Source organism: Streptomyces sp. LHD-70 (genome assembly GCF_031157275.1).
Lineage (GTDB): Bacteria > Actinomycetota > Actinomycetes > Streptomycetales > Streptomycetaceae > Streptomyces.
Genome location: NZ_JAVIFW010000002.1, coordinates 108661 through 122378, shown reverse-complemented (window position 1 = coordinate 122378; position 13718 = coordinate 108661). Strand labels below are relative to the sequence as shown.

General features: G+C 71.2%; 9 protein-coding genes. 7 read left to right on the top strand and 2 right to left on the bottom strand.

Annotated features, from left to right (window positions below; translation table 11 throughout):
• Nucleotides 1–62 precede the first annotated feature (62 nt).
• The gene (locus RCO28_RS05485; RefSeq protein ID WP_308939809.1) at nucleotides 63–1115 is read right to left on the bottom strand and encodes an aldo/keto reductase; all 1053 of its coding nucleotides are present in this window, start codon (nucleotides 1113–1115) and stop codon (nucleotides 63–65) included.
• A gap of 292 nt (nucleotides 1116–1407) precedes the next feature.
• On the opposite strand from RCO28_RS05485, the gene RCO28_RS05480 reads away from it, so the two are divergent.
• The 6 genes from RCO28_RS05480 (at nucleotide 1408) to serA (ending at nucleotide 11242) form a co-directional block, all read left to right on the top strand.
• Nucleotides 1408–2349 (top strand): 2-hydroxyacid dehydrogenase, encoded by a 942-nt coding sequence (locus RCO28_RS05480; RefSeq protein ID WP_308939808.1) that lies wholly within the window; start codon nucleotides 1408–1410, stop codon nucleotides 2347–2349.
• A 410-nt stretch (nucleotides 2350–2759) separates the two neighbouring features.
• Nucleotides 2760–5630, top strand: coding sequence for a putative bifunctional diguanylate cyclase/phosphodiesterase (locus tag RCO28_RS05475; RefSeq protein ID WP_374991099.1), 2871 nt, complete (start codon nucleotides 2760–2762; stop codon nucleotides 5628–5630).
• 223 nt (nucleotides 5631–5853) lie between these two features.
• Nucleotides 5854–7746 (top strand): acetolactate synthase large subunit, encoded by a 1893-nt coding sequence (locus RCO28_RS05470; RefSeq protein ID WP_308939806.1) that lies wholly within the window; start codon nucleotides 5854–5856, stop codon nucleotides 7744–7746.
• 33 nt (nucleotides 7747–7779) lie between these two features.
• Entirely contained in the window at nucleotides 7780–8304 is a 525-nt protein-coding gene (ilvN, locus tag RCO28_RS05465) for an acetolactate synthase small subunit (protein ID WP_282539073.1), read from the top strand.
• A gap of 111 nt (nucleotides 8305–8415) precedes the next feature.
• The gene (gene ilvC, locus RCO28_RS05460) at nucleotides 8416–9414 is read left to right on the top strand and encodes a ketol-acid reductoisomerase (protein ID WP_308939805.1); all 999 of its coding nucleotides are present in this window, start codon (nucleotides 8416–8418) and stop codon (nucleotides 9412–9414) included.
• A 226-nt stretch (nucleotides 9415–9640) separates the two neighbouring features.
• Nucleotides 9641–11242: a phosphoglycerate dehydrogenase gene (gene serA / locus RCO28_RS05455; RefSeq protein ID WP_308939804.1), complete on the top strand. Its 1602-nt coding sequence runs from the start codon at nucleotides 9641–9643 to the stop codon at nucleotides 11240–11242.
• A 125-nt stretch (nucleotides 11243–11367) separates the two neighbouring features.
• On the opposite strand, the gene RCO28_RS05450 is transcribed toward serA, so the two are convergent.
• Nucleotides 11368–12588 carry a helix-turn-helix domain-containing protein gene (locus RCO28_RS05450; RefSeq protein ID WP_308939803.1) on the bottom strand — a complete coding sequence of 407 codons (1221 nt, stop codon included), beginning with the start codon at nucleotides 12586–12588 and terminating at the stop codon, nucleotides 11368–11370.
• Between the two features lie 192 nt (nucleotides 12589–12780).
• On the opposite strand from RCO28_RS05450, the gene RCO28_RS05445 reads away from it, so the two are divergent.
• Nucleotides 12781–13707 carry a proline dehydrogenase family protein gene (locus tag RCO28_RS05445; RefSeq protein WP_308939802.1) on the top strand — a complete coding sequence of 309 codons (927 nt, stop codon included), beginning with the start codon at nucleotides 12781–12783 and terminating at the stop codon, nucleotides 13705–13707.
• Nucleotides 13708–13718: the final 11 nt, after the last annotated feature.

The following is a 13718-nucleotide window of genomic DNA, read 5'->3' as shown; positions in this document are numbered from 1 at the left end:
AAACCGGCAGAGAAGCGACAGGGAAGCGGCAGAGAAGCGGCAGGGGATCGGAGCCCCGGGGCCTACTCCCAGGAGTCCTCCGCCACCGGCAGCGCCGCCAGCTCCGTCAGGTCGCGGTGCGTCAGCGTGAGCTCGGCGGCGGCCGCGTTCTCCACCGCCCACCGCGCGCGCTTCGTGCCCGGCACCGGCACCACGTGCGGACCCCGCGTGAGCAGCCAGGCGAGCGCCACCTGGGCCGGGGTGACCTCCGGGCCGTGGCGCTCGGCGACGCGGCGCAGGCCCACCACGATCGACTGGTTCGACGCCATCGTCTCGGCCGCGAACCGGGGGTGCCGGGCCCGCAGATCGTCAGGTTCGAAGCCCTGCCCCGGCGTCAGCGTGCCGGTCAGGAAGCCGTTGCCGAGCGGCATCGCCGCGAGCAGCCCGATCCCGCGCGCCTCGCACCACGGCAGCAGCGTCTCCAGGGCCTCCGGCGACCACACCGACAGCTCCGCCTGGACGGCGCTGACCGGGAAGACCTGCTGGATCCGCGCCAACTGCCGGATCGTTCCTTCGTACAGGGCCGCTCCGGGCCCGCGCCCCCGCGAGACCCTTCGCGGTCCGGCTGCGGGCGTGCTCCGCTGCGCGCTTCGTTGCGCCCGCGCGCCCACGGCGCACAGCCCGAGCGTGCGCACCTTGCCCGCGGTGACGAGCTCCGCCATCGCGCCCCAGGTCTCCTCGATCGGCACCTCGGGGTCGGCGCGGTGCAGCTGGTAGAGGTCGATCACATCGGTCTGCAGCCGACGCAGTGAGGCGTCACAGGCCCGCTTCACATACCCGGGCCGCCCGTTGGCCACGATGTGCTGCTCACCCACGAGCAGCCCGCACTTGGTCGATACGAACGCGTCCGCGCGGCGCTCCTTCAGCACCCGGCCGACGAGCAGCTCGTTGGTGAACGGCCCGTACATGTCCGCCGTGTCGAGGAGTCTCACACCGGCGTCGAGGGCGGCGTGCACCGTACGCAGGGACTCGTCCCCACGCTGCTGCGAGCCGGTGTAGGCCCAGCTCATCGGCATGCAGCCGAGGCCGACCGCGCCCACATCGAGCGCCCCCGCGCCGATCGTCCTGCGCTCCACCTGCCCGTTCCTCCCCACGATACGAACCGCGCCCCAAACTAACGTCTGCGCCCACGGGCACCGCGCTCAGCCCGCCCCTGACCACCCCGAAACCGGCACCACGCGCGCGTGCGCCCAGCCTCAAAGCCGCCCCCACGCGCGCGTGCGACCCGTCCCGAAACGACCACCACGCGCGCGTGCGACCCGTCCCGAAACGACCACCACGCGCGCGTGCGACCGCCCCTGACCCCGCCCGTACCGCATGCCGAACACCGCGTCCGCCCGTGCGGGACCGGCAGTTAGCCTCCTGGGCATGACCGCACGAGACGTATGGATCCCCTTCGCGCCCGACACCGTCCCCGGACTTCCGGACGGCTTCGACTACCAGATCTGGGACGGCGAGGACGCCTTCCCGGCCGACCCCGCGGACTGCGCGTTCTACGTCGTGCCGTACATGAAGCCCGCAGAGGTCTGCGTCCGGCCGCTGTCCGCGATGACGTCCGTGCAGGTCGTGCAGACCCTCACCGCGGGCATGGACCACATGCTGCCCGGCGCCGCCGACCTGCGTCCCGGCGTGCGGCTGTGCAACGCGCGCGGTGTGCACGAGGCGTCCACCGCGGAGCTGACGCTCGCGCTCGTCCTGGCGTCCCTGCGCGGCATCCCCGGTTTCGTCGAGGCCCGGCGCAAGGAGGAGTGGCGCTCCGGCTTCTACCCGGCCCTGGCCGACAAGTCGGTGCTCATCGTGGGCTACGGGTCCATCGGCTCCGCCATCGAGGACCGGCTCGCCCCCTTCGAGTGCGCGCGGGTCGTGCGCATCGCGCGCTCCGCCCGCACCACGGAGCGCGGCCCCGTGCACCCGTTCGCCGAACTGGCCGCCCTGCTCCCCGACGCCGACGTGGTGATCCTCTGCACGCCCCTCACCGAGCAGACGAAGGGCCTTGCGGACGCGAAGTTCCTGGCCGGGATGCGGGACGGCGCGCTCCTGGTGAACGTCGCGCGCGGTCCGGTGGTCGACACCCACGCGCTCCTGACCGAACTGGAGAGCGGCCGGATCAGCGCGGCGCTCGACGTCACCGACCCGGAACCGCTGCCCGCCGGACACCCCCTGTGGCATGCTCCGAACCTTCTGGTGAGCCCGCACGTCGGCGGCAGCAGCTCCGCCTTCCTGCCGCGCGCCAAGAGGCTGCTCGTACGGCAGTTGAACCGGTTCGCCGACGGTGATCCCGTGGACAACGTCGTACACATCACTGAATAAACGCCTCAACTGGGCCATTTCTCAAGGCCGTTGCGCACGCTCCGCCATCGCCCGCGTGCGCCCCGTGCTTGCATCACCGCTGGTCGTCACGGAGCGTAGAGAGACTATGTCCCTGAGTGACGAGACTGGTGTATCGTCCCGACAGGGGCTGCGCCAGGCGGAGTTCGGCGCCAGGGGAGACAGCAGAGGACGAGGGGGCGACGGGCGATGTACGGCCGATGGGCGAACACTCCGAAGCGGCAGGGCCGCCGGCGGCGACCACCGCGCGTTCCACTGCCCGCGAGCGACCGCAGAGCGCCCCGCGGGGCACCGCCACGCACGAGGGCTCCCTACGCGCGAGCGCTGCGCGGCAGGACCGCGCCCGCCGGGGACGCGAAGGCCCGGTGGCCCCGCCCGAGGTGGGTGGCCCGGTGAACGCGCCGGGAGCGTGGCAGGTCCGCCTCCTCGACCCGCGCCGCAGCCAGCTGAACCAGCTGCTGCTCGCGGGCGTCTGCGCGGCGTACGCGGCGGGCTCCGCCGTCGGCTGGGGCTCGGACGAACTCTCGTACATCATGGGCGACTTCGGCCTCAGCGCCGCCGCCGCCGTGGCCGCCGTGTCGTGCTTCCTCTACGCCCGCAGCAAGCACAGCCGCTTCCGGCCCGCCTGGCTGCTCTTCGGCATCTCCTCCGCGATGGCGGCGCTCGGCAACGCCGTCTGGGGCTGGTACGAAGTGGTGCTCGAGCGCCCCGTGCCGAGCCCCTGCCTCGCCGACCTGTTCTTCCTGTGCTTCGCGCCGCCCGCCATCGTCGGACTGCTCGTGCTCGCCAAGCGGCCCGTCACGCGCGCCGGCTGGGTCTGCCTCGGGCTCGACTCCTGGCTGATCGGCGGCTCGCTCCTGACGCTCGCGTGGAGCCTGGCCCTCGCGCACACCGCCGAGTTCGGCGACCTGAGCGTCTCGCACGCCGCGCTGGCGCTCGCGTACCCACTGCTCGACATCGCGCTCATCAGCATGGTCCTCGCCCTGCACTTCCGGCGCTCCGCGACCAACCGCTCCGCGGTGAACACGGCGATCGCCGCGATAGCCCTGACGGTGATGTGCGACGCCCTGTTCACGTCCCCGCTGCTGCGGGAGTCGTACCGCTCGGGCCAGATCCTCGACGCCGGCTGGTTCGCCGGCTCCCTGCTCCTCGCGTACGCCCCGTGGGTCACCCCCCGCGAGCAGGCCGAGAGCGAGCCGGGGCCCGAGGCGCGACGGGCGGCGGACGCGACCGGACCGCGGCGCGGCGCGGGGCGTGGTGCCGGGCGCGGACCGCGGCCGATCGCGGGCTCGCTGGCCGCACTCACCCCGTATCTGGCCGCCGCCGTCTGCACGCTGGGGATTCTCTACAACACCCTGGACGGCCGCAGCGTCGACCGCGTCGTGCTCTTCACAGCCTGCACGGTCGTGCTCGCCCTGGTCGTGCGCCAGGCGATCATGCTGCTCGACAACATCACGCTCACCCAGGAACTCGCCCAGAAGGAGAACCACTTCCGCTCCCTGGTGCAGGGCTCCAGCGACGTCATCATGATCGCCGCCCCGAACGGCATCCTGCGGTACGTCAGCCCGGCCGCCGCCGGAGTCTGGGGCCGGGACGCGGACGAGCTGGTCGGCTCCGAGCTGGCCACGCTGATCCACCCCGCCGACCTCGGCCGCGTCGTCCACGAGATCCGCCGCTTCCTCGCCGTACGCCCACAGGACGAGCCGACCACGCGCATCGAGTGCCGCTTCCGCTCCGGCAGCGGCACCTGGCTGAACGTGGAGTCGACCGTCAACCGGCACCACGGCGGCCTCATCTTCAACAGCCGTGACGTGACCGAACGGGTCCGCCTGCAGGCCCAGTTGCAGCACAACGCCGAGCACGACCCGCTCACCGACCTGCCCAACCGCGCCCTGTTCACCAAGCGCGTCGCGGGCGCCCTCGGCGGCAGACGCATCGGGGACCGCGGCACCGCCGTGCTCTTCATCGACCTCGACGGCTTCAAGGGCGTCAACGACACCATCGGCCACCAGGCGGGCGACGAACTCCTCGTCCAGGCCGCCCGCAGACTGGCCGAATCCGTACGCTCCGGGGACACCGCCGCCCGCCTCGGCGGCGACGAGTTCGCGGCGCTCATCGTCGGCGACGGCACCCGCGACCGCGCGGCGCGCGAACGGCACATCTACGAGCTCGCGGACCGCCTGCGGGTGCGCCTCTCCGAGCCGTACGCCATCAACGGCCAGGACGTGCGCGTGGCCGCCTCCATCGGCGTCGCCTTCGCCGAACCCGGCATCACCGCAGGGGAGTTGCTGCGCAACGCCGACCTCGCGATGTACCGCGCCAAGGCCGCGGGCAAGGGCCGTGTCGTGCTGTACGCGCCCCAGATGCAGGCCGAGGTCGTCCGCAAGGCCGAGCTCGCCACGCGGCTGCGCAGCGCGCTGCACGAGGGCGAGTTCGTGCTCCTGCACCAGCCGGTGGTCTCGCTCGGCTCCGGGGACGTCACCGCCGTCGCCGCGCAGGCCAGATGGTGCTCGGCCCAGGGCATCCTGTTCACACCCGCCGAGTTCCTGCGCGTGGCCGACGACCACGACCGCGCCGCCGAGCTGGGCCGCTGGCTCCTGGAGGAGGCCGTCGAGCAGGCCGCCGAGCGCGGTCGCGCCGGGCACGCCGTCCCCGTGACCGTCCGGATGAGCGCTCAGCGCCTCCTCGACCGCTCCATGCCCCTCGGCTCCGTCGAGGCGCTCCTGACGCGGTACGGACTGCCCTCCGGCGCCCTCGTCATCGAGCTGGCCGACAGCGACCCGCGCACGCCCCTCGACGACCTGGAGCGGCGCCTGGCCGCACTGCGCAGACTCGGCGTCCGCATCGCCCTGGACGGCCTGGGCACCGGCCACGCCGCGATCAACGCGCTGCGCCGCCTCCCCGTGGACGTACTGAAGCTGGACCGCTCCCTGGTCGAGGGCGTCGTCGAATCGGCCAGGCTCCACAAGATCACCAGCGGTCTCCTCCGCATCGCGGGCGACCTCGGCCTGCAGTCCCTTGCCGACGGCGTGGACCTGCCGGAGCAGGTCGTCGCCCTGCGCGAGATGGGCTGTACGCACGGCCAGGGCATGGCCTTCGCCGGCCCCCTCGACGAGCACCGGCTGCGCAGAGCCCTCGCCGGAGCCGACTATGCGGTGCCGCAGGGTCCGGCCGAGCCGGTCTTCGTGGGCGGCGCGGTGATCGGCGGTACCAGAGACACCCGGCTGCGCTCACATAATGAGACGGCCGTCCCACCCACTTGACACATCCTGGGGGGCGGGGAGAGGGTCAATGCCATGCGCACCCGAATTCTCGTACTTGGAAAGCGCGTCGGCTAAGGCTGGGACTGCGGACACCGCAGAGATCTCAGCGCTACTGGAACCGACGCGCTCCCCTCGCTTGCCTCTGGGCACGAGGGGTTTTTTATTGCACTGGCACCTCACATACCCTCGCAAAACACCCTCTTAGCTTCGAGAAGAGACGCCGATGACCGAGCAGGCCACCGGGGCCCATCCGCAGCCGCGGCCCCGACCCTCTGGACAGCAGACCGCCCCCGCCCAGCAGGTGACGGGTGCGCAGTCCCTCATTCGTTCTCTCGAGGAAGTCGGGGCCGAGACGGTATTCGGCATCCCGGGCGGCGCGATCATGCCGGCCTACGACCCGCTCATGGACTCCACCAAGGTCCGCCACATCCTGGTCCGCCACGAGCAGGGCGCGGGCCACGCGGCCACCGGTTACGCGCAGGCCACCGGCAAGGTCGGCGTCTGCATGGCCACCTCGGGCCCCGGCGCCACCAACCTGGTCACCCCGATCGCCGACGCGCACATGGACTCGGTGCCGCTCGTCGCGATCACCGGCCAGGTCTCCTCGAAGGCCATCGGCACGGACGCCTTCCAGGAGGCGGACATCGTCGGCATCACCATGCCGATCACCAAGCACAACTTCCTGGTCACCAAGGCCGAGGACATCCCGAAGACGATCGCGGAGGCCTTCCACATCGCCTCCACCGGCCGTCCGGGCCCGGTCCTGGTGGACATCGCCAAGGACGCGCTGCAGGCGAAGACCACGTTCAGCTGGCCGCCGCAGGCCGACCTGCCGGGCTACCGGCCGGTGACCAAGCCGCACGCCAAGCAGATCCGCGAGGCGGCCAAGCTGATCGCCCAGGCCAAGCGGCCCGTCCTGTACGTCGGCGGCGGTGTGCTCAAGGCGCACGCCACCGCCGAGCTGAAGGTCCTCGCAGAACTCACCCGGGCGCCCGTCACCACCACACTGATGGCGCTCGGCGCGTTCCCCGACAGCCACCCGCTGCACGTGGGAATGCCGGGCATGCACGGTGCGGTCACCGCCGTCACCGCGCTGCAGAAGGCCGACCTGATCGTCGCCCTCGGAGCCCGCTTCGACGACCGCGTCACCGGCAAGCTCGACTCCTTCGCCCCGTACGCGAAGATCGTGCACGCCGACATCGACCCCGCGGAGATCGGCAAGAACCGCGCCGCCGACGTCCCGATCGTCGGTGACGCCCGCGAGGTCATCGCCGACCTGGTCCAGGCCCTGCAGACCGAGCACTCCGAAGGCCACGTCGGCGAGGCCGCCAAGGGCGGGTACGCCGCCTGGTGGGAGCTGCTCGACCGCTGGCGCGAGACCTACCCGCTCAGCTACGACCTGCCCGAGGACGGCAGCCTCGCCCCGCAGCAGGTCATCCAGCGGATCGGCCAACTCGCCCCGGAGGGCACGGTGTTCGCGGCCGGCGTCGGCCAGCACCAGATGTGGGCCGCGCACTTCATCGACTACGAGAAGCCCGCGACCTGGCTCAACTCCGGCGGCGCCGGAACCATGGGTTACGCGGTCCCCGCCGCCATGGGCGCCAAGGCCGGCCGCCCCGAGGCCCCGGTCTGGGCGATCGACGGCGACGGCTGCTTCCAGATGACCAACCAGGAACTGACCACCTGCGCCCTGAACAACATCCCGATCAAGGTCGCCGTCATCAACAACGGCGCCCTCGGCATGGTCCGCCAGTGGCAGAACCTGTTCTACGACGGCCGGTACTCCAACACCGTCCTGCACTCCGAAGACACCGGCCACGAGAACACCGGCTCCCAGGTCGGCGCGAGCAAGGCCGCCCGCAAGGGCACCCGTGTCCCGGACTTCGTGAAGCTGTCCGAGGCCATGGGCTGTGTCGCGCTGCGCTGCGAGGACCCGGCCGAGCTCGACGCGGTCATCGCCAAGGCGAACGAGATCAACGACCGCCCGGTCGTCGTCGACTTCATCGTCCACGAGGACGCCCAGGTCTGGCCGATGGTCGCCGCCGGCACCTCCAACGACGAGGTCATGGCCGCCCGGGGCGTCCGCCCCGACTTCGGCGACGCGGCAGACGACTGAGGCCCAAGAGAGCGAAAGAGAGACTCACGAGACATGTCCAAGCACACGCTCTCCGTCCTGGTCGAGAACAAGCCCGGTGTCCTGGCCCGGATCACCGCCCTGTTCTCGCGCCGCGGCTTCAACATCGACTCGCTCGCCGTCGGTGTCACCGAGCACCCCGACATCTCCCGCATCACCATCGTGGTCAACGTCGAGGACCTCCCCCTCGAACAGGTCACCAAGCAGCTGAACAAGCTCGTCAACGTCCTGAAGATCGTGGAGCTCGAGCCCGGCCAGGCCGTCCAGCGCGAACTCGTCCTCGCCAAGGTCCGCGCCGACAACGAGACCCGCTCGCAGATCGTCGAGATCGTCCAGCTGTTCCGCGCCAAGACCGTGGACGTCTCGCCCGAGGCGGTCACCATCGAGGCCACCGGATCCAGCGACAAGCTGGAGGCGATGCTCAGGATGCTGGAGCCCTACGGCATCAAGGAACTCGTCCAGTCCGGCACGATCGCCATAGGCCGTGGCTCGCGCTCCATCACGGACCGCTCGCTGCGCGCCCTCGACCGCTCGGCCTGACGCGCGGGCGCGCCCCCGCGGCGCGCCTCTCGGATACCGAGACCCGACACCCTCTCACCCTCTGCCCGCCGTACGGTGGGACGCACCACCAGCACACATAGGAGATCTCCAGTGGCCGAGCTGTTCTACGACAACGACGCGGACCTGTCCATCATCCAGGGCCGCAAGGTCGCGGTCATCGGTTACGGCAGCCAGGGCCACGCCCACGCGCTGTCGCTGCGCGACTCGGGCGTCGACGTCCGCGTCGGTCTGCACGAGGGCTCGAAGTCCAAGGCCAAGGCCGAGGAGCAGGGCCTGCGCGTGGTCACCCCGTCGGAGGCCGCCGCCGAGGCCGACGTCATCATGATCCTCGTCCCGGACCCGATCCAGGCCCAGGTCTACGAGGAGACGATCGCCCCGAACCTGAAGGACGGCGACGCCCTGTTCTTCGGCCACGGCCTCAACATCCGCTTCGGCTTCATCAAGCCCCCGGCGGGCGTCGACGTCTGCATGGTCGCCCCGAAGGGCCCGGGCCACCTGGTCCGCCGCCAGTACGAGGAGGGCCGCGGCGTTCCGTGTATCGCCGCCGTCGAGCAGGACGCCACGGGCAACGGCTTCGCGCTGGCGCTCTCGTACGCGAAGGGCATCGGCGGCACCCGCGCCGGCGTCATCAAGACGACCTTCACCGAGGAGACCGAGACCGACCTCTTCGGCGAGCAGGCCGTTCTCTGCGGTGGCACGGCCGCGCTCGTCAAGGCCGGTTTCGAGACCCTGACCGAGGCCGGCTACCAGCCGGAGATCGCGTACTTCGAGTGCCTGCACGAGCTGAAGCTCATCGTGGACCTCATGTACGAGGGCGGCCTGGAGAAGATGCGCTGGTCCATCTCCGAGACCGCCGAGTGGGGCGACTACGTCACCGGCCCGCGGATCATCACGGACCAGACCAAGGCCGAGATGAAGAAGGTCCTCGCCGAGATCCAGGACGGCACCTTCGCCCAGCAGTGGATGGACGAGTACCACGGCGGTCTGAAGAAGTACAACGAGTACAAGAAGCAGGACTCCGAGCACCTGCTTGAGACCACCGGCAAGGAGCTGCGCAAGCTCATGAGCTGGGTGAACGAGGAGGCGTAAGCCTCAGCCGACAGGGCCGGAGCAGCTTGCTCCGGCCCTGTTGTCCAACCCGTCCCACACGGACGGGTGATCCCTTCCGCTGAGGCGCAAGACCACCTCCGCACCGGCACTAGACTGCCGTACTACATACGCGTCAGGCCCACAGCGTCGTGCGTCTTCCACGCGGCTTGCCCCTCCGCCTGCGGCCGTCGGGACGGCCGTCCGCAATGGACTTGTGAGGACACACGTGAGCTCGAACCCTGCCAAACCCGTCGTACTCATCGCCGAAGAGCTGTCGCCCGCGACCGTGGACGCGCTGGGTCCGGACTTCGAGATCCGGCAGTGCAACGGCGCCGACCGCGCCGAGCTGATCCCCGCGATCGCCGACGTCGACGCGATCCTGGTCCGCTCCGCCACCAAGGTGGACGCAGAGGCCATCGCCGCCGCGAAGAAGCTGAAGGTCGTCGCACGAGCCGGTGTCGGCCTCGACAACGTCGACGTGTCCGCCGCCACCAAGGCCGGCGTGATGGTCGTCAACGCCCCGACGTCCAACATCGTCACGGCCGCCGAGCTGGCCTGCGGCCTGCTCGTCGCCACCGCGCGCAACATCCCGCAGGCCAACACCGCGCTGAAGAACCGCGAGTGGAAGCGCTCCAAGTACACGGGTGTCGAGCTCGCGGAGAAGACCCTCGGTGTCGTCGGCCTCGGCCGCATCGGCGTCCTGGTCGCCCAGCGCATGTCGGCCTTCGGCATGAAGGTCGTCGCGTACGACCCGTACGTCCAGCCCGCGCGGGCCGCGCAGATGGGCGTCAAGCTGCTCTCGCTCGACGAGCTGCTCGAGGTCTCCGACTTCATCACCGTGCACCTGCCCAAGACCCCCGAGACCCTCGGTCTCATCGGTGACGAGGCGCTGCACAAGGTCAAGCCGAGCGTCCGCATCGTGAACGCCGCGCGCGGCGGGATCGTCGACGAGGAGGCGCTGTTCTCGGCGCTCAAGGAGGGCCGCGTCGCCGGCGCCGGCCTGGACGTGTACGCCAAGGAGCCGTGCACGGACTCGCCGCTCTTCGAGTTCGACCAGGTCGTCTGCACCCCGCACCTCGGCGCCTCCACGGACGAGGCGCAGGAGAAGGCCGGTATCGCCGTCGCCAAGTCGGTGCGCCTCGCGCTCGCCGGTGAGCTGGTGCCGGACGCGGTGAACGTCCAGGGCGGTGTCATCGCCGAGGACGTACGCCCGGGTCTGCCGCTCGCCGAGAAGCTCGGCCGGATCTTCACCGCGCTCGCCAGTGAGGTCGCCGTCCGCCTGGACGTCGAGGTCTGCGGCGAGATCACCCAGCACGACGTCAAGGTGCTCGAACTCTCCGCGCTCAAGGGCGTGTTCGAGGACGTCGTGGACGAGACGGTGTCGTACGTGAACGCCCCGCTGTTCGCGCAGGAGCGCGGCGTCGAGGTGCGGCTGACCACCACGTCCGAGTCGCCCGACCACCGCAACATGGTCACGGTGCGCGGCACGCTGTCCGGCGGTGAGGAGATCGCGGTCTCCGGCACGCTGGCCGGGCCGAAGCACCTGCAGAAGATCGTCGCGATCGGCGAGCACGACATCGACCTGGCGCTCGCCGACCACATGGTGGTGCTGCGGTACGCGGACCGTCCCGGTGTCGTCGGCACGGTCGGCCGGGTCCTCGGCGAGGGCGGGCTGAACATCGCGGGCATGCAGGTGTCGCGGGCGGCCGCCGGTGGTGAGGCCCTCGCGGTCCTGACCGTGGACGACACGGTTCCGGCGCAGGTTCTCACGGAGCTGGCGGCGGAGATCGGCGCGACGTCGGCTCGGTCGGTCAACCTGTCGGAGTAGTTGGGGAGTTGGCGGGGCTCGGGGTGCGGTTCGGCACTCTGGGCCCCGCTTTTTGTTTCCCCTCCCCGCCCCTTCCCGAAATCCTGCGGAGGCCCGTCCGGCAGGATTTTCGGGAAGGGGAGGAACTAGAGCCGCGCCGCCTTCAACGCCATGTGCAGCAGCAACCGGTCCTCCCCGGCGTCCAGGTCGAGCCCAGTCAGCTGCTCCACCCGCGACAGCCGGTAGTACAGCGTCTGCCGGTGGATGCCGAGTGCCGTCGCCGCGCGCCCCGCCTGGCCCGCCTGGTCGAGGAACACCTCGGCGGTGCGGGCCAGTTCGGGACGGGTGAGCAGCTGCTCCACCACCGGATCGTGCGCGGCCTCCGCGGGCAGCGCGGTCAACAGGCGGTACGGGCCCAACTCGGCCCACTCCGCCACCCGTTCGGCCGCGACCGCCGTACCGCCGGGACCCCCGCTCGTCGCCGCCGCCCGCCGGGCCGCCGCCGCGCGCGCCGCCGCAGCGGCCTCCTGCCAGGCGGCGGGCAGTTCGCCGAGGCCGCGGCGCGGCACCGCGATGCCCGCCGTGCCCGTCGTGCCCGTCGTGCCCGCACCGTCCACCGCGTCGACGAGCCGTCCGGCCGCCGTCCGCGCGGGCCCGAGCACCTCCGCCGAGCGCAGCCGCACCAGCGCGGCCAGGGTCTGCGGCCCCGCCGGAGCCCCGGCCGTGGCACCCGGCGCCCCCGGCACCGTGCACACCGCGACCGTGCCCGGCGCCCGCCGAGCACCCGGAGAGGCCGACGCCGGCCACGGCGTGACGCACACCAGCGCGTGCAGCTCGTCGGCCGCCGCGCCCAGTGCGTCCCGCAGGGCCGTCGTCGCCGCCTCCCGCTGCCAACCCGCCGGGGCGGTGAGCAGGGCGCGCAGCTCGCGGGCCACGTCGTCGCCCGCCGACTCCTCCGCCGCGAGCAGCACCCCGATCCGCTCCGTCACCTGGAGGGCCGCGTCCAGTTGGGCGGCGGAGGGGCCCGGCTCCGAGTCCAGGAGCCACACGTACCCGTGGACCACGCCCCGGTGGCGTACCGGAAGACAGATCCGGGCGCGCAGCACGCCCGCGTCCGGGGCCGCCGGGATGCGCACCGGGCCGTCCGCGCGGGTGATGCCGAAGCCCTCGAACCAGGACCGCACCGCGGCGGTGGACTTCCTGGTCAGGATCGAGCGCGTACGCACCGGATCGAGGTCCAGCTCGTCCATGCCGTCGCTGTCCTGCGCGCCGAACGCGATCAGCTCGAAATCCCGGTTCTCCAAGGTCGCGGGCGCTCCGAGCAGCGCGGAGATCTCATCGACCAGGTCCTGGTAGTCGCCCTTCACGAGGGCCATTGTGCGGCACTCGGAAGCCTGTCCCATACAGATGTCTGAGATGCAGGGCACGGATGCGTGACACCTGTCGATGGTTCAGGATCGGAGCGAACCTTAGGTTTCACGGTGGTTCCCCCTGCCGCTCCCTTTCGGTCACCGACCGCCCGGGAGTCGCTCCCTTCACATCCGTTCTGGAGGTGCCCCGTGCTGGCTCCCGTGATTCTCGCCGCGTCGCGCAGCGACAAGATGCGCCGCTTCGTGTCGGCCGCGCCGGGCACCAGGCAGGTCGTCGAGCGGTTCATCCCCGGCGAGACCGTCGACCAGGTCGTGCCGGTCGTCGAGGACGCCGTCGCCAAGGGCCTCGAAGTCACCCTCGACGTCGTCGGCGAGGACATCACGACGCCCGAGCAGGCCGCCGCCGCCCGGGACGCGTACCTGGACCTGATCGCGCACCTCAAGGGCCTCGGCCTCGGCACCAAGGCCGAGATGTCCGTGAAGCTGTCGATGTTCGGCCAGGCGCTGGCGGGCGGCCACGAGCTGGCGCTTGCCAACGTGCGCCCCGTCGTCGAGGCCGCCGCCGCCATCGGCACCACGGTGACCCTTGACGCCGAGGACCACACGACCCTCGACTCGATGTTCGCCATCCACGACGAGCTGCGGAAGGACTTCCCGCAGACCGGCTGCGTCATCCAGGCGTACCTGTTCCGCACCGAGGACGACGCCCGCCGCCTCGCCGCGAACAGCAGCCGGGTCCGGATCGTGAAGGGCGCCTACAAGGAGCCCGTCGAGGTCGCCTACCAGGACAAGGGCGAGATCGACAAGGCGTACGTCCGCATCCTGAAGATCCTGATGCACGGCGAGGGCTACCCGATGATCGGGTCCCACGACCCGCGACTCATCGCCATCAGCCAGGAGCTCGCCCGCCGTGCCGGGCGCAAACTGGACGAGTACGAGTTCCAGATGCTGTACGGCATCCGCAGCGAGGAGCATGTCCGGCTGGCCGCCGAGGGACACCGCATGCGCGTCTACACCGCGTACGGCACCGACTGGTACGGCTACTTCATGCGGCGCCTCGCGGAGAAGCCCGCCAACCTGCTCTTCTTCGCCCGCTCGACGATCACCAAGAACTGACCGTCGGGCAC